The organism is Pseudomonas sp. HPB0071, assembly GCF_000478505.2.
GTDB classification, from domain to species: domain Bacteria; phylum Pseudomonadota; class Gammaproteobacteria; order Pseudomonadales; family Pseudomonadaceae; genus Chryseomonas; species Chryseomonas luteola.
Genome location: NZ_KI517367.1, coordinates 3,924,261 through 3,940,037 on the forward strand (window position 1 = coordinate 3,924,261; position 15,777 = coordinate 3,940,037).

Annotated in this window: 19 protein-coding genes; 16 read left to right on the forward strand and 3 right to left on the reverse strand. The window is 57.3% G+C overall.

The features are described 5' to 3' along the window. Nucleotides 1-12: 12 nt before the first annotated feature. The 7 genes from HMPREF1487_RS18245 to HMPREF1487_RS18275 are packed head-to-tail and all read left to right on the forward strand — an operon-like array spanning nucleotide 13 to nucleotide 5,696. On the forward strand, nucleotides 13-1,413 hold the full coding sequence (locus HMPREF1487_RS18245; RefSeq protein ID WP_371106387.1) for a FliI/YscN family ATPase: 1,401 nt from the start codon (nucleotides 13-15) through the stop codon (nucleotides 1,411-1,413). Next, complete coding sequence (locus tag HMPREF1487_RS18250) at nucleotides 1,358-1,840, forward strand: hypothetical protein (RefSeq protein ID WP_010798176.1); 483 nt, start codon at nucleotides 1,358-1,360, stop codon at nucleotides 1,838-1,840. Before HMPREF1487_RS18245 ends, HMPREF1487_RS18250 begins: the two co-directional genes overlap by 56 nt. Further along, on the forward strand, nucleotides 1,840-2,877 hold the full coding sequence (gene sctQ / locus HMPREF1487_RS26360; RefSeq protein WP_010798177.1) for a type III secretion system cytoplasmic ring protein SctQ: 1,038 nt from the start codon (nucleotides 1,840-1,842) through the stop codon (nucleotides 2,875-2,877). Before HMPREF1487_RS18250 ends, sctQ begins: the two co-directional genes overlap by 1 nt. Next, nucleotides 2,870-3,526, forward strand: a complete 657-nt coding sequence (gene sctR, locus HMPREF1487_RS18260; RefSeq protein WP_010798178.1) for a type III secretion system export apparatus subunit SctR — start codon at nucleotides 2,870-2,872, stop codon at nucleotides 3,524-3,526. The genes sctQ and sctR overlap by 8 nt, the downstream gene beginning before the upstream one ends. A 1-nt stretch (nucleotide 3,527) precedes the next feature. Further along, nucleotides 3,528-3,797 (forward strand): EscS/YscS/HrcS family type III secretion system export apparatus protein, encoded by a 270-nt coding sequence (locus tag HMPREF1487_RS18265; protein ID WP_010798179.1) that lies wholly within the window; start codon nucleotides 3,528-3,530, stop codon nucleotides 3,795-3,797. Nucleotides 3,798-3,806: 9 nt separating this feature from the next. Then, nucleotides 3,807-4,619, forward strand: coding sequence for a type III secretion system export apparatus subunit SctT (gene sctT, locus HMPREF1487_RS18270; protein ID WP_010798180.1), 813 nt, complete (start codon nucleotides 3,807-3,809; stop codon nucleotides 4,617-4,619). Nucleotides 4,620-4,652: 33 nt separating this feature from the next. Further along, nucleotides 4,653-5,696, forward strand: a complete 1,044-nt coding sequence (locus HMPREF1487_RS18275) for an EscU/YscU/HrcU family type III secretion system export apparatus switch protein (protein WP_010798181.1) — start codon at nucleotides 4,653-4,655, stop codon at nucleotides 5,694-5,696. A gap of 128 nt (nucleotides 5,697-5,824) precedes the next feature. Here the strand turns inward: HMPREF1487_RS18275 and HMPREF1487_RS18280 are convergent, their stop codons facing one another. Continuing rightward, complete coding sequence (locus HMPREF1487_RS18280; protein WP_010798182.1) at nucleotides 5,825-6,202, reverse strand: RcnB family protein; 378 nt, start codon at nucleotides 6,200-6,202, stop codon at nucleotides 5,825-5,827. Between the two features lie 89 nt (nucleotides 6,203-6,291). Continuing rightward, nucleotides 6,292-7,230 (reverse strand): AEC family transporter, encoded by a 939-nt coding sequence (locus HMPREF1487_RS18285; protein ID WP_037030913.1) that lies wholly within the window; start codon nucleotides 7,228-7,230, stop codon nucleotides 6,292-6,294. 189 nt (nucleotides 7,231-7,419) lie between these two features. On the opposite strand from HMPREF1487_RS18285, the gene HMPREF1487_RS18290 reads away from it, so the two are divergent. The 6 genes from HMPREF1487_RS18290 (at nucleotide 7,420) to HMPREF1487_RS18310 (ending at nucleotide 10,874) form a co-directional block, all read left to right on the forward strand. Continuing rightward, on the forward strand, nucleotides 7,420-7,800 hold the full coding sequence (locus tag HMPREF1487_RS18290) for a hypothetical protein (protein WP_010798184.1): 381 nt from the start codon (nucleotides 7,420-7,422) through the stop codon (nucleotides 7,798-7,800). Between the two features lie 144 nt (nucleotides 7,801-7,944). After that, complete coding sequence (locus HMPREF1487_RS18295; RefSeq protein ID WP_010798185.1) at nucleotides 7,945-8,409, forward strand: DUF2243 domain-containing protein; 465 nt, start codon at nucleotides 7,945-7,947, stop codon at nucleotides 8,407-8,409. A gap of 21 nt (nucleotides 8,410-8,430) precedes the next feature. Beyond that, nucleotides 8,431-9,252 (forward strand): cytochrome c oxidase assembly protein, encoded by an 822-nt coding sequence (locus tag HMPREF1487_RS18300; RefSeq protein ID WP_010798186.1) that lies wholly within the window; start codon nucleotides 8,431-8,433, stop codon nucleotides 9,250-9,252. Between the two features lie 79 nt (nucleotides 9,253-9,331). After that, a complete protein-coding gene (locus tag HMPREF1487_RS18305; RefSeq protein WP_010798187.1) occupies nucleotides 9,332-9,646 on the forward strand; it encodes a hypothetical protein in 315 nt (104 codons plus the stop codon). A 151-nt stretch (nucleotides 9,647-9,797) separates the two neighbouring features. After that, nucleotides 9,798-10,115, forward strand: a complete 318-nt coding sequence (locus HMPREF1487_RS26365; protein WP_010798188.1) for a hypothetical protein — start codon at nucleotides 9,798-9,800, stop codon at nucleotides 10,113-10,115. A gap of 6 nt (nucleotides 10,116-10,121) precedes the next feature. After that, nucleotides 10,122-10,874 (forward strand): alpha/beta fold hydrolase, encoded by a 753-nt coding sequence (locus tag HMPREF1487_RS18310; protein WP_010798189.1) that lies wholly within the window; start codon nucleotides 10,122-10,124, stop codon nucleotides 10,872-10,874. A 1-nt stretch (nucleotide 10,875) separates the two neighbouring features. Here HMPREF1487_RS18310 and HMPREF1487_RS18315 read toward each other — a convergent pair whose 3' ends face one another. Continuing rightward, nucleotides 10,876-11,655 carry an IclR family transcriptional regulator gene (locus HMPREF1487_RS18315; protein WP_010798190.1) on the reverse strand — a complete coding sequence of 260 codons (780 nt, stop codon included), beginning with the start codon at nucleotides 11,653-11,655 and terminating at the stop codon, nucleotides 10,876-10,878. A 96-nt stretch (nucleotides 11,656-11,751) separates the two neighbouring features. On the opposite strand from HMPREF1487_RS18315, the gene HMPREF1487_RS18320 reads away from it, so the two are divergent. The 3 genes from HMPREF1487_RS18320 to HMPREF1487_RS18330 are packed head-to-tail and all read left to right on the forward strand — an operon-like array spanning nucleotide 11,752 to nucleotide 15,742. After that, nucleotides 11,752-13,284 (forward strand): MFS transporter, encoded by a 1,533-nt coding sequence (locus HMPREF1487_RS18320; protein WP_010798191.1) that lies wholly within the window; start codon nucleotides 11,752-11,754, stop codon nucleotides 13,282-13,284. Next, entirely contained in the window at nucleotides 13,281-14,312 is a 1,032-nt protein-coding gene (locus HMPREF1487_RS18325; RefSeq protein ID WP_010798192.1) for an HlyD family secretion protein, read from the forward strand. The genes HMPREF1487_RS18320 and HMPREF1487_RS18325 overlap by 4 nt, the downstream gene beginning before the upstream one ends. Next, a complete protein-coding gene (locus HMPREF1487_RS18330; protein WP_010798193.1) occupies nucleotides 14,312-15,742 on the forward strand; it encodes an efflux transporter outer membrane subunit in 1,431 nt (476 codons plus the stop codon). The genes HMPREF1487_RS18325 and HMPREF1487_RS18330 overlap by 1 nt, the downstream gene beginning before the upstream one ends. Nucleotides 15,743-15,777: the final 35 nt, after the last annotated feature.

A 15,777-nucleotide genomic window follows, 5' to 3' on the forward strand; every position in this document is an offset into this window, starting at 1 on the left:
TCGGTGTTGGAAGTGTTAGATCTCCAGACGATCATCCCCAGCTTGAAAGCGCGCCTGGATCGGGCAGAGTCGCGTCCGGTACGCGGACGTGTGAAGTGTATTCGCGGGATCATGGTGCATGCCATGTTGACCCAGGCGCGGGTTGGTGAACTCTGCTACCTACGCGACCCGCTCACGGGACGCACGATTCCCGCTGAAGTCATCGGCTTCGAGCATGACGAGGCGCTGCTGACACCGGTGGGTGAGTTGGAGGGTATGTCGACCCGTACAGAAGTTATCTCCACCGGTCAGGCGATGACAATCACCGTAGGTGATCATTTGCTCGGCGCGGTTATCAGTCCGACCGGCGAGCGGCTGGATCGTGTCGAAGGAACAGTTGATGGGCATGATACGCGCCGCTATCCGCTTCAGGCCGAGCCGCCAGCGCCGTTCGAGCGAAGCCTGATCAAGGAGCCCTTGCAATTAGGTATTCGCGCCATTGATGGACTCATGACGGTTGCCCGGGGTCAGCGCGTCGGGATTTTTGGTGAACCCGGTATCGGCAAGTCTTCTCTGTTGGCCAGTATTGTCAAAGGCACCGAGGCGGACATCATTGTTCTGGGATTGATTGGCGAGCGTGGCCGCGAAGTACGCGAACTGCTGGATGTACAATTGGGCAGGCGGGCACGGGCGCGTACCGTAGCGGTGGTGGCTACCTCGGATCGGCCTGCCATTGAGCGCGTCAAGGCCGCCTACGTGGCGACCAGCGTTGCCGAGTATTACCGTGACCAGGGCAAGAATGTATTGCTGCTCATGGACAGCATTACCCGGTATGCCCGTGCGCAGCGGGAGATCGGCCTGGCGGCAGGGGAGCCGCCTACTCGACGAGGGTACCCGCCATCCTTCTTTGCCGCATTGCCACGGCTGCTCGAACGGGCCGGCCCCGGGCAGCACGGAACGATCACTGCGTTGTATACCGTCCTGACTGAAGGGGACGGCACCCTTGATCCCGTCGCCGAAGAAACCAAGTCCATTCTGGATGGACATATTGTGCTGAGTGCAGAGTTGGCTCAACGCAATCATTTCCCAGCCATCGACGTATTGCGTAGTCGTAGCCGTTTGATGGACACGGTTGCGTCCGAGGCGCACCGCCGATGGGCGGGCCAGGTACGTGAACTGATGGCGCGCTATGCCGATATCGAATTGCTGCTCAAGGTGGGTGAATACACGACTGGCAGCGACGCCATGACAGATCAGGCCATTGCGCAACAGGGAGCGATCGAAGCCTTTTTACGGCAGCCTACCGAGGAACGCGCGGCGTTCGCCGAAACCGTGCGGCGTTCGCCGAAACCGTGCGGCGCTTGGCGAGCCTTGCATCATGACCCATTCCAGAAGTCGTCTGAATGTGTTGATTGCGTTGCGCACACGGCGTGAAGAACGTGCCATGGCAGCACTGGCAGCTGATACACAGCGCTCCAGCGAGGCGCAGGAGGCTGCTGCAAATGCCCGGAAACAGTATCACGCCTATTGCGTCGACCAGCATCAGCAGGAGGCGCAGCTTATGGCCACTCTGGCTCATGGAGCCTTTGGGCATCGTGATGTACAGCAGGTGGACGAGGCGCTCAAGGCATTGACCGGACGTCGGATGGATCTGGAAGACGAACTCCGCCGACTGGACGAGCAGCATGCCATGGCGCTGCTCAGGCGTAGCGAAGCCCTGCAGACGCGTAACCAGTGCTGGAAAGCGAGGCAGGCCGTCAGCCTTTTACTGGCCAATGAGGATAAAAACGTGCGTCTTGCAGAAGAGATGCAGGCTGATATCGAGACGGAAGATCGCCCGCAAGCTAGGAAGACCCCGTGATGTGGATGACCGATCCATCAGCTGGTGATGAGTTTTGCACGAGTAAAGAGGTTGCCCCTCTGGTGTTTCCCCTTGTCACACTCGAAGACGTCAGGCTTGCCAATCGTGTGTATCGCTCGCGTGAAGACTGGCAGGGAAAGATTACAGGTCATCCTGTCAGCGTTCGGCTTGCATGGAACTCCCAGCCCATCCAGTCCGCCTTGTCGTTTCCGCTCATGTTCGATGAGCAGCCAGCCTGTCTGCAGCTGCCATCATCGCTGACTCAGGCACTTGGCGGAGCGCTACTGGAGGGCATCGGCGCTCCAGCGCGTTTCCGGGCCTTGCTGATCGAGCAGGCGCTCCTGACCTCTATTCAGCCCATTGAGCAATCCACCGGATTCGCCATTCGATTCGCAGCCGGTCCCGTGGACATTCCTCATCCCATACGGCTCTCGTTTCAGGTAACGCTGCGGGACAAGACCTATCCCGTGATGCTGGATCTTTCAGCCACAACCCTTGGTCCGCTCTTGCCATGCCTCGATCAAACATTTCCTGCCAGTGATTTGCCTCTTTCTCAGCTGCGGCTCCCCGTAACGCTCTGCATCGGCAGCCAGCAGGTGCGCCTGAGTGAACTGCAAGGTTTGCAGCCTGGTGATGTGGTGATGCTGCGCTCGAACCAGGGCGCCTGGATATCGGTTGAAAACCGGCTCAGGGCGCCTCTGGCAGTAGTGGCCTCGGGATACCAGCTGCAAACCGGATTGGTTTTAACGTCTGTCAGTAAGGAATGGGACATGAGTGATACGTCCATGCATAAAACAACCGCCGAGGACGATCCATTAGGGGAGGTGCCTGTTACATTGGTATGTGAGGCGGGGCGGCTGGAGTTGCCGCTAGGTGAGGTCAAGGCGCTGTCGGAGGGAAGCATCCTTGCGTTTCCGGACTCGACTGACGAGGCCGTTGAGATCACTGTGAACGGCCGCCGACTCGGCCGCGGTACCCTGATCAGGATTGGCGAAGGGCTAGGCGTACGGATCACGAGCCTATCAACACATGGATGAATTTCAGCCCAACCTGATTGAGATCATCATTGTAGTTGCGACGATCGGGCTGGTTCCGCTTGCAGTCGTCACGATGACGGGATTTCTCAAGATCTCTGTCGTCTTGTTTCTGATCCGCAATGCTTTGGGCATTCAGCAAACGCCGCCGAACCTCGTCTTGTACGGTATTGCTTTGATTCTGACCGTGTATGTGACCACTCCGCTGGTAGGTGAGATGTACCGGCAGCTGGAGCATCAACCGATCAGTTTGGAGAGCGTGGACGGTGTCAAAGCAGCCGCCGGAGCGCTTCGCCAGCCATTGCAGAACCATCTTTCGAGGTTCGCCAATGATAATGAGCGCGCATTCTTCATGCAGGCGACAGAGAGCATCTGGTCGGAGGAGGCGCGGGCAGACTTACGGGACGACGATCTGGTTGTACTCATTCCCGCCTTTGTCAGTTCGGAGCTGACCCGCGCATTTGAGATAGGCTTTCTTTTATATATCCCGTTTCTGGTGATCGACCTGATCGTCTCCAATGCCCTCATGGCCATGGGCATGATGATGGTGTCGCCTACGTTGATTTCCATTCCCCTGAAAATTTTCCTGTTCGTGGCGGTTGAAGGATGGTCACGCCTGATGCACGGATTGATCATGAGTTACGGAGGCTGAGGTGGGACAGGATCTGTTTCTTTCCTTGATGAAGGAGTCACTGCTTACCGTGTTGCTCCTGTCGGCGCCGGCTCTGATCGTCGCCATCGTGATCGGCTTTGGGGTAGGGCTCATGCAGGCTCTTACACAGATTCAGGATCAAACGCTGCCGCAGGCCGTCAAGCTGGTGGCTGTGCTGCTTGTGCTGATCTTGGTCGGCCCGCTTCTGGCCGGGCAAGTGGGGCAATTGGCCGAACGGATGCTCGATAATTTCGCAGCCTGGACACGGTAAGGCACTGACGTGAATTTTGCCGTTGCCCAGGCGCTTCTGGACTATGTCTACCCCTTCCTCGCGGCCTTTGGCCTGGCAGTGGCACGGGCGTTGGGCATGGTCATCATCAGTCCGGCATTCAATCGTCTGGGACTGACCGGCATGATCCGTTCGGCGGTAGCCGTCGTGCTGGCCATTCCGGTGGCGCCAGTCATCTATGCCGGGCTTTCGCTGGCAGACGCACCGACTGGTTTTGCCATTGCAGGGCTGCTGATCAAGGAAATGGCGATTGGCTTGGTGATTGGTCTTGCCTTCGGTATTCCGTTCTGGGCTGCAGAGGTTGCAGGTGAGTTGGTCGATCTTCAGCGTGGGTCTACCATGGCCCAATTGGTAGATCCACTGGGCGCCGGTGAGACGAGTATTTCCTCCACGCTTCTGACGGTTACCCTGATCACACTGTTTTTCATGTCTGGGGGCTTTACGCTCATGGTAGATGGGTATTACCGCAGCTATGGCCTCTGGCCGACCCTGACCTTTAGCCCGATCGTGGTAGAAAACACGGCGCTGGAGATCGTGCGGATACTGGACCGTGTGATGCAGATCGGGGTGTTGCTGATCGCACCCATTGTCGTGGCGCTGCTAGTGGCTGACATGATGCTGGCCTATCTCTCCCGTATGGCGCCCCAGCTGCATGTATTCGATCTGTCTCTCCCGGTAAAGAATCTGCTGTTTTCGTTCTTGATGGTGCTTTACGCATCCTTCCTTGTGCCGCTCATGTTATCGGAGCTGGGTAGCCTGTATGAGGTGTTCGACTGGTTGGAACAGGCCGTCTCTAAGGGCTAGGGCAATGAACAGGCGCTTTCAGGTAGTGGTGTCATGAGTCAGCAGACTGAGGAAAAATCCCTCCCGGCCTCAGCCAAGAAACTGCGTGATGCACGTAAGAAAGGGCAGCTACCCAAAAGCCAGGATCTGGTAACCGGTATGGTTATCCTGGCCTGCACCCTGTGCGTGGTCGTGATAGCGCCCGATATCGAGGCGCGTGTGGAGGCGCTGTTGCTTGAGGCAGGCCGAATCTACGTCGAGCCATTCACCCAGGTCTGGCCAAGGCTGCAAATGCTGGGGCTTGATGTCCTAATGGCCGCTACGTTACCGCTGTTTGCTGTCACGGTAGTCACAGTGATTCTGACGAATATTGTGGTCATGCGCGGTATGGTCTTTTCGGCCGAGCCGGTGAAGCCAACGTATGAGCGGATCGATCCGGTTGCTGGCTTCAAGCGTATTTTTTCCATGCGCAGCGTTATCGAATTTCTGAAGGCGCTTATCAAGCTCTGCGCAATGGCGGTGGCGTTCATCATCGTCTACCGGCTGGGGCTGCAACGGCTAATGGAGTCTTCCTACTGCGGTACCTCCTGCCTGTATGCCACGTTCCTGGGGCTTCTAAAACCGTTAGTCATCACGGCTATCATCGCTTTTTTGATCGTAGGCGGTTTCGATGTGCTGATGCAGCGCTGGCTCTTTGCTCGGGAAATGCGCATGACCAAGAGCGAACAGAAGCGCGAACTCAAGGACACTGACGGCAACCCGATGGTCAAGCGTGAGCGCCAACGGTTACGCCGCGACATGCAGAGCCTTTCAGCCAAGCGTGGCCTGCAGCATGCCTCGCTCATTATTGGTGCGCCTGGGCAGTGGGTCGTAGGGTTGAGATATGTCAGGGGAGAGACACCGGTGCCGGTCATCGTCTGCCGTGCAGAACCCGAGCAATCCCACCAGATGATTCAGGACGCGCAGCGGCAGCGGCTCCCTTATGCGGTCAACGGAGGACTGGCTGAGCGCATTGCCCAGCGGACAGCCGGAGAAGGGGTGCCGGAAGCGACCTTTCAGGCCGTGGCGGACATTCTGGTAGGTGCTCGCCTGATTTAGCTGATAGACAAGGGCGCAGGCTAAGGAGTAAGTCAATAAAGGCCAAACGTATGAAGAATGCAAACAATAAGGGCCGGTAACTGTTCCGGCCCCTATGCGTAGTACTGACAGGCTTGATCAGCCCGCTGTTACTTCTTCGAGTCCTGCCCTTTGACGATCTTGATGATCGCGCCTTCGGTGTCTTTCAGGAGCACATAATCGTTACCGATCTTGACCCAGTGCTGGTTCTCTTCGGGAGCGCTCAGGCCGTGGGCTTTCCAATCCTTGATTCGGTAGGTATCACGCTGATATTTATCAGGCGCTTCGCTGCCTACCTTATATTCGTTGTTGCTGTTCGGGTCCTTGACGGTGGCATCTTCTGACTGATTAGGTGCCTTTTTCATTACTTCGGACTGGTACTTGCTGTTGGAAGGCTGGTGATCGCCAGCGGCTTGCTGGGCGAAGAGGGCACCGCTTGCAAGGGATGCGCTGATGGCTACAACGGCCGATAGTGCTTTGATATTCATCTCGTCCTCCAATGATCGAGTCTACACATGAGACCTGCATTGGCTCCTGGATATCCCCAAGGCGTTTTATTTTCCGCTGCGGCCCCGCGTCACGGTGCAGGGCTGATAAACATGAGCAAAGCACTGATTGTAAAAAACGAGGCGGTTGTGGCTACCATGAGCGCAGCCGCGCAACGGCCTTCCAGTCCATAGCGTTGTCCTATGATCGGATAAATACTCATCATCGGCGCGCTGGCGAACAAAACGGCTGCGAGCTTGAGCGTTGGATCAATGGAGGGCAGCATCAGGGTCATCAGAAAGACGGCCAGCGGATGCAGAATGAGTTTGCTGCCCGCAATCCGGCCGACGTCGACCAGCATGCCTTTTGCCTTCAGGCCATACAACGTGGCGCCAATTACGAAGAGCGCAGTGGGCGCCGAGGCGTGGGCCAGCATGTCGATCACCGTATAGATCGCGATAGGCAGTTTGATCTGTAGTGCCGACAGCAGGAGCCCGACAAGAATCGCAATGATCATCGGGTTCTTGCCCAGTCGCTTGACGATGTCCAAGAGCACTTTCAACACACCGCCTTCGCTGGAGCGACTAGCTTCAGCCAGCGCCAGCGCCAATGGAATCATCAGCATGTTTTCCACCAGCATGTTGAGGGCCAACGCTACCGCAGCCGGTTGTCCCAGTACCAATACGGCAATCGGATAGCCTATGAAGCCACTGTTGGACACAGACATGCCCATGCCTGTAATGGCGCTGACATCCAGGGTCTGTTTGAGCTTGTAGCGGGTAAAGCAAAAGCCGCCGGTGAAGACTAGAAGCGATCCTACCGCGTAAGCGATGAGATAGGATTTATTGAACACCTGATCGATCGGGCTTTCGGATAACGCTCGGATGATCAGGGCCGGCATTGCGAATGTGATGACGAAGCTACCCAAACCACGGATCTGCTCCCGCACCAGAATGCCGCTCTTGGAAGCAAAAAAACCAAGACCAATCAGGATGAAGATAGGGGTCGTGATGGACAGTATCTGTAGCACGGTAACCGCTGCGTCCTTGTTGTTTTGACTCATCATGGCAGCTTGGCAGGATCAGGGCCAGGCTCGATGCCAGCGTTCTTACGGCTATGATCCGTACCGCCTTTCTTAATTCATTCAAATAATGATTAATTGCATCGAACCTGCTGCATCGAACACTGTCATAGCGCCATCATTGCATGGAGCGACTTAATGGCAACCCCAAGGAAACACCCGAATCACAGGCTGAAGGCCGCGCAAACCCTCATGTTAAGCCTGGCTTTTTTGGGTGCCTCTTTCTCCTCGATCACAGTGCATGCGGCTGAAGTTTCGTTTCGTGAAGCAGGTCCCGAGCAAACCTGGCATGTGCAGACAGACAACGTGTTGGTGCGTAAATGGCCTGTTGTGTATGACACGGCAGCGGCTCGGCGGGGGAATGTGCAGACTCGTCTGGCAGCTGGCACATCCGTACGGATAGTGGATACGCGTGAATACAAGCGCTGGAAAAAGATCCAGATCTCTACGGGTGATCAGCAGCCGGTAGAGGGATGGATTGAAAGCAAGGATGTGCATTCCGCCATACGAGTAGAGTAATAAATTGCCTGACAGGTAATTGCTGCCTGCGCTGAACCAGTGGCTTTCCTCGAACGATCCCGCTCGTCTTGCGTCTTACTTCACAGAGGTTTGTCCAGACCACTGGATAAGACGAGTGAGTGACCGAGACAAGAAGGAATGCCCATGGCTACCGGAACATCAGCCACGCTACTGGCGCGCCGATCCCTGACAGCTGCGTTGCTTATTGGGATCGGCTTCATGGCCGCCATCGATGAAATCATTTTTCACCAGGTCTTGGCCTGGCATCATTTTGTGGATCGTGGCACGGGTGCTTTCGCCTTGCTTTCCGATGGCATCCTGCATTCGGCCGAACTCATTCTGATTATTGTCGGGTTTTTCATGGTGGCCGAACTGCGGGAGCGTAAAGCCTTTGCCAAACCTCAGGCCTGGGCCGGCTTTTTCATGGGGATGGGGGCATTTCAACTGTTCGATGGCCTGATTGATCACAAAGTCCTGCGCCTGCATCAGGTCCGATACGTCGACAATTTAATGCTGTATGACCTGCTCTGGAACCTCGCGGGTATCGTATTGCTGCTGATTGGCCTTTTATTGCTGAGAAGAGCCCGACGCACCTACGTCAGCCCATAACCCCTAGGAGCCTTGCTGATAATGCATGCCTATTTCCTGGGGCCGGGCCACGTAGCGGTATTCCCGATCCTGCTGGCTATCATCGTCTGGTTGTTCTACTGCTTCGGTGTAATCTGCTTGCAGCGGCAAGGGCGGACATGGTCCGGCTGGCGTACGCTCAGCTTTGCGGTTGGCATCGTCCTGATCGTGGTCGCCTTCATGCCACCGGTATCGAGCTTTGCTCATCAGGACCTTCGCGGACATATGCTCCAGCACCTTCTGCTGGGCATGTTTGCGCCGCTGGGCCTGGTATTTGGCGCACCGGGTACGCTGGTGCTGCGCACTATACCCATTGATACGGCACGGGTACTGGTTCGCTTGTTGGCGACGCGCTTCATGCGTGTGCTGACTCATCCGATTACGGCGGCGCTTCTGGATATAGGCGGTATGTATGTTCTGTATCTGACCTCATTTTTTGCGCTAAGCCAGACCAGCCCATGGGTTCATACCTGGCTGCATCTGCACTTTATCCTGTCGGGGTATCTGTTCACCTGGGCCATTGCCGGACCTGATTCCGCGCCTCATCGGCCTACGCTGCGCCTGCGGCTGGTCGTGCTGTTCATCGCTATGGCCGCCCACGCAGGGCTGGCCAAGATCATGTATGGGTTTGGTTATCCCCATGGGCTTGGTTATGCGCTTACCGAGATCGAATCTGCCGCTCAATGGATGTACTACGGTGGTGATTTGGCAGAGGTGCTACTGGCCGTTGCGTTCTGCAGGGTGTGGTTTCGTCATCGCAAACGCCTCCAGGTCCAGGCATACAGTCATCAGCCGCTGGTTTATGGGCTGACCAGGACAGGATAAGGAGAACCTGCACATCCTTTCAGTTATCGAAGCGTTAAAGACATGCTAGATTCGCGTTCCCACGGCTAGAGGTCCCGTTGTGAAAGAAGATAAAAGCCCCCATACCCATCTTAATACCGATGAGCCCGAGCCGCCGCCCAGTAAGGCCGGTTGCCTCTGGATGACCGTCGGTGCCATTGCCTTTGCCTTCGCACTGTTTGGCGGCATGATCTATCTCTTTACCCGCGGGCCTTCGCCTCAGGTTGAAGCCAACGAACGGAGTACGATCGAAGCCTGTCATCAGCGCGCTGATGCTGCCGCCGCTGGCTCAGGGGATCGTCTCTCGATCCAGCAGGCCTGCCAGGAAATGGAAAAGCAGTTCATCAAGAAATATGGCCACGCGCCTAACCAGTAAGGTCCTACACGGCGCCTTTCAGCGTTAGGCTCCGATTATTCAGAGGGTGTTGTCTGCCTTGCCAGTACACGCCCTTTGTCGTCTCTCTGGTTCTGACCGGAACCTCCGGTCTCATATTGTGGCCCACACCTTGAACAGGTTTGGAGGTCACATGAACAAGTCATCTTTCAATTTCGACAAGAAACGCTTGATCTTGAGTAGCGTGGCGGCGGCCTGTGCACTGGCCATGCCCCGTGGAGGGCTGCGCAGTATGGTGTCGGCTGCAGCGGCGTTGGGGCTGGGTAGCGCGTTGCTCAAGCCGAGTGCCAATGAGGCGTCAATCGATGCGAATGAGCAGGCAGCGCCCGAGCTTATTCGTACAGCCCTCGTCAATGGCATCACTATGCGGTGGGAGGAGCACGGTGATTCCGACCCAGGTGCAGTACCCGTCATCATGGTACATGGTATTCCTACTCATCCACGTCTGTGACGTTATGTGATTCCGCAGGTCTGCAAGCCGGGTGTGCGTTGCCTTGCCTGGGAGCTGGTGGGCTTTGGCTGGTCGATAGAAGAGGGCCTTGAGCGCGACATTTCGCTTCCCAAACAAGCGGACTACCTGTACGACTGGCTGCAGCACATGAACATCACCCAAGCCGTCTTCGTCGGACATGACCTCGGCGGGGGCGTACTTCAGGAACTCCTGGTCAGGCATCCTGAGCTCAGCAGCGGATTGGTGCTAGTCGATAGCGTCGCGTATGACAATTGGCCCGTTCCTACGGTGCGCTTGGCCAAACTCAAGGCGTCGGTCATCGAACAGCTTCCACCCAGTCTGTTCAAGCCACTCTTTTTAAGCGGTGTGTACAACTTAGGACACGATAACGAAGCCCGCCGCCAGGAGTCGATCAGCCTGCATTGGCAGCCGTACTCGCGAACAATCGGCCCCAAGGCCTTTGCGCATCAGATCAGTTGTCTGGACTCGAAAGACACCCAGGCACTGGCGGGGAAGCTGTCCGTCATCCGTGGGCCCAAGCGGATCGTCTGGGGAGATTCGGACTCCATTACGTTCGCTTCAGGCCAGCAGTTGGCAGCTGAGCTGAACGCCTCTCTGGTATCCATTCCCGGCGGGCGACATTTCAATCCTGAAGACCACCCGAGCATTGTCAGTCAGGCAATCAGCGAGGTGCTTCAGTTGGCCGACAAAAATGCTGGAGTCGATCCATTGGTTGCAGAAGGTGCAGAACTCGCCTGACTCATCCAGCCGGCGGATGATCGACCTGAGGGCTACGCAGCGCGTCGGCTAGTGCGTTACGGCAATCTGTTAACGCGCGGCGCAGGCCCTCGTCATTTGCCTCCATCCGCCAGGCAGGGCCAACCAGGGAAATGGCATACCGGCCTTGAGGCGTTTCAATGCCGATAGCCATGGCATGGACACCCAGCATGTGCTCTTCGCGATCATAGGAAAAGCCATCCTCCCGAATCTGCTGCAATTCATCGAGCAAGGCGGGCAGGGTGGAAAGGGTCTTGTGAGTAAGCACTTTTAGCTCGGGTCCAAGCAGCTGGGTTACTACGCCGTCCGTCATGCCCGACAGCAGCATTTTTCCACCCGAAGTAGCGTGAATGGCCAGAAAGTTACCGGGGGTGGGTGCTACTCGTAGTTCCTGACTGGATATAACCGAGTGCAGCACCATCAATTCAGCGCGATTGGCATGCACCAGTACAGCCGTCTCGCCGGTGTGCTTGGACAACTCTTCCAGAAAGGGGCGCACCCGCTGGGTGATATCGCCATGGCTCCGGGACGCCAACCGGATCAGGGCTGGTCCTAACCGCACGCCGCCAGCGCCATGAACCTCGAGCAGCTGCTCCAATGCCAGTGCATCCACCAGCCGCTGCACGGTGGAGCGGGGCAGGTCGATGCGTTTGGCGATAGCGCCAAGGCTTAGCCCTGCGGGTTCATTTTCAAGGCAACGAAGGATGGCCGCTGCCCGTGAAATGACCTGAATGGCACCACGTTCCGGCTCAGAGGTCGTCATGGATATTGTCCTGTGTATCACTGTTCGGTACACTGTACCGCATATTGCTTCTGCACCATAGGCTTAGTTTCGAGCCCTTTCGTTTCTGGAAATTCTATGTCTCCTACTGCGCCACCGGCGCCAGCTCCAGCACCCTTTGGCTGGCGTTTGGCTATTGGACTTATCGGTGTCCTGATTGCAGCGTTGACTTCAGGTCTCAACGACCGCGTAACGGAAATCGCCCTTGCAGATATACGGGGCGTATTTGGAATCGGTCATGACGAAGGCACCTGGATCAGCGCATTGTACGGAGCCGCCGAGGTGTCGGCGATGCTCATTTCACCGTGGCTGGCGGTCACGTTCTCGCTGCGCCGATTTGCTATCGGGGTAACACTGGCGTTTGCCTTCCTGGGATTGCTGTGTCCGTTTGCACCAGATCTGCCGTCGCTGCTGTTTTTACGCGTCCTCCAGGGATTGGCCGGAGGGGCGCTGCCGCCGCTCCTGATGACGGCGGCGCTACGCTTCCTGCCCTGGCATATCAAGTTGTATGGTCTTTCAGCCTATGCCCTGACCGCGACGTTCGGCCCAAACCTTGCCGTACCGCTGGCTGCCGTCTGGACGGATTATCTGGACTGGCATCTGGTGTTCTGGCAGGTGGTGCCTTCCTGCCTGATCGCCGCCGCCTGTATCGCTTATGGCTTGCCGCAGGACCCGCTGCGTCTTGAGCGCTTCAAACAAGCCGACTGGCTGGGTGCACTGCTTGGGTGTGGCAGTGTGGCTATGTTTGTGATTGCCCTGATGCAGGGGGAGCGGCTGGACTGGCTGGCTTCGCCACTGATCCGCACGTTGTTCATCGGCGCTGCCATCCTGTTTCCTCTGTTTCTGATCAACGAGTGGTTTCACCCGCTTCCGCTGGTAAAGCTGCAACTGCTCAGTCGACGCAATTTCTCATTCGGCATCGTTACGCTGGCCAGTTTTCTGATCCTGGGCATGTCGGGTGTGGCGATTCCGTCCGCTTATCTTGCCCACGTGCATGACTACCGTCCCCTGCAAACCATGCCGATTGCTCTGATGATCGCCTTGCCACAGCTTCTTATGGCGCCATTGGTAGCCACTGTCATCAATCGCAACTGGGTGGACTCCCGTTGGGTCATTGCCTGTGGCCTTGGCCTGATGACGCTGGCTTGTCTGGGTGGCTCCCAACTGACAAGCGATTGGATTCGGGACGATTTCTATACCTTGCAAATCCTGCAGACCCTGGCGCAGCCGATGATTGTGGTTCCGCTGCTCATGTGCGCCACGGGTGTGGTACAGCCTATTGAAGGTCCTTTTGCCTCCGCCACCGTCAATACCGTACGGGGTCTTTTCTCTGTAATCGGTGCGGCGCTGCTGGAGCATTTCATCACGGTGCGTGAGCACTTTCATTCTAATGTCCTGCTTGACCGGCTCGGGTCGGCGCAGGCCCAGCTATTACCTCTGCTGACCAACGATTCGATGTCGGCCTTGAGCCACCGCGTTCGCGAGCAGGCCTTCGTTCTGTCGTTCAGCGACGCCTATCTGGCTCTGATCGGCGTCGCGGCATTCATGCTGCTGGTCCTGCTGACCCTGCCCAAGCGGGCTTATCCACCTCAACCTCCGGTAATGCCATGAGTCATAAAACCGCGTTTTCTCTTGTCGGCGTCGCCGTTGTGCTTGGCGCCCTGTATGCCTGTGTCCATGTCGCTCAGAATGATGGAACGCAAAGCACAGACGATGCTTTTATCACCGCTGATTCAGTACTGGTCGCGCCCAAGATCGCAGGTATGGTGTCCGAGGTGCTCGTCTCGGATAACCAGCCAGTCAAGGCAGGCCAATTGTTGGCCCGTATCGATGACCGGGATTTCGTGGCGGCGCAGGCTTCGGCTCAGGCGGCGGTGAAGGCTGCTGCGGCCGAGGTGGCCAACCTGACTGCTGAAATCGATCGTCAGGCTGCCATCATCGATCAGGCGGCGGCGACGGTGCGTGCCACCGATGCATCGCTTACATTTGCCCAAGCCAATGCCAAGCGCTATCGCAACCTGTCCAAGGCAGGGGCCGGTACCGTCGAGGAGCAGCAGAAGGCTGAGGCCGAACTCCTGCAATGGCAGGCCGCCAGGGATCGTGACAGTGCAGCCCGCGTCGCGGCCCAGAAGCACTTGGCCGTACTCAAGGCGCAGCGCGATGTCGCAATAGCCACCCAGGCAAAGGCCGAAGCTGCACGCGAACAAGCCGACCTGAATGTGTCATACACTCATATTGTAGCGCCTCGCGATGGCGTGATTGCCCAACGCTCGGTTCGGGTAGGTGCCTACGTAGCGCCGGGCAAACCGTTGCTTGCCGTGGTACCGGTCAGTGAAGCCTATGTGGTGGCGAATTTCCGTGAAACACAGCTGGGAAGGATGCAGGCCAATCAGCCGGTCGATGTGCGGGTCGATGTTTTCCCGGATCAGGTCCTGCATGGCCATATCGACAGTCTCGCACCCGCTACGGGTCTTGCGTTTTCAGCGATTGCACCCGATAACGCCACCGGCAACTTTACCAAGGTCGCCCAGCGGGTCCCGGTCAAGATCGTGTTCGAGCCTGATCAGCCAGCCGTTGCCAATCTGCGTGTAGGGTTGTCGGTGGTGGCGACTGTTAATACTCAGGGAGAGGTTCACTGATGCGCCGCTCTCTATTGGCTATCACGTTGGCCGTGCTTTCCGGGTGCAGCGTGGGACCTGATTTTCATAGACCTGAGGCGGTCCTGCCCGAGGCTTGGCAAGGCCCGTCACAGGCCGTTGGCAGCGTGACGGTTAGCCATCCTATTGAAAAGGCGTGGTGGACACAGTTTAACGATCCACTCCTGACCTCACTCGTTGAGCGGGCCGCCTCCACCAACCTGGACCTGGCTCTTGCCAGCAGCCGCTTCGAGCAGAGTCGTTCGCTGCTGCAGATTGCCGGTGCGGATGTACTGCCAGACGTCTCGGCTACAGGAGGCTACCAGCGTGCACGCAACAGCGAGCAAGGCCTTATGGATGCCTCGGGCAATAATGGAAAGTCCGACTTCAATCTTTGGCAGTACGGCCTCAAGGCGAGCTGGGAGGTAGACCTTTGGGGCCATGTCAGGCGTACCCTGGAGGCTGCCAACGCAGGCGTTGCCTTGAGCGAGGCTGAACGGAATGGCGTCGCCTTGAGCATTGCGACAGAAACCGCAGCGGATTACCTGCGCCTGCGGGGTATTCAGGCAACGTTGGCGGTTACCCGGCAGAACCTGGATATTGCCAGGCAAAGTCAGGCACTTACCAAAACCCGTTTTGAGAATGGTGTAACAACCAACCTGGATACTGCCAACTCGGCTGCCCAGGTGGCCACGATCGAAGCCCGTATTCCGTTGCTAGAGGCAGAGGAGGCCCGTCTCATCAATGCCTTGAGTTATCTGCTTGGCCAGGAGCCCCATGCGCTCGGCCAGGAGTTGGGGCAGCCGCGAGACTTGCCAGAGCCGCCGTCGGCCGTACCGGTGGGGTTGCCGTCGGAGCTTGCCCGTCGTCGTCCGGATATCCAGAAGGCCGAAGCAGCTCTGCATCAGGCTACAGCAGCCGTAGGCGTAGCCCAGGCTGATTTCTACCCACGCATCAGCCTGGGCGGCAATTTTGGCTTCCAGGCGCTGGAAGGCTCTAATCTCGGGTTATGGAGCGCCCGCCAGTTCTCGATCGGCCCCAGCCTTTACCTGCCTGTTTTCCAAGGTGGACGCCTGACTGGCACGCTGGAGTTGCGCGAACGTCAGCAACAGGAAGCGGCCTTGAATTACCGACGCACCGTATTGGCTGCCTGGCATGAAGTAGAAGATGCACTGACATCCTACAGTGCTGAGCAACGTCACCATGCGGCGCTTGCACAAGCGGTCAGTCAAAACCGTATCGCGCTGGAAACAGCCCAGGCGCGCTACAAGGAAGGCGCTATTGATTTCATCAACGTGCTGAATGTCCAGCGTGAGCTGATCCAGACTCAAAGCGCGCTGGTAGACAGTGCTACCCGCGTTTCGACGGATCTGGTGCAAGTGTACAAAGTGCTGGCCGGTGGATGGCCGAAAGCTTCGGGCCATCAAGGTTAAACCGTAACCCTGCAATAGGAATGTTTAAATCCTTC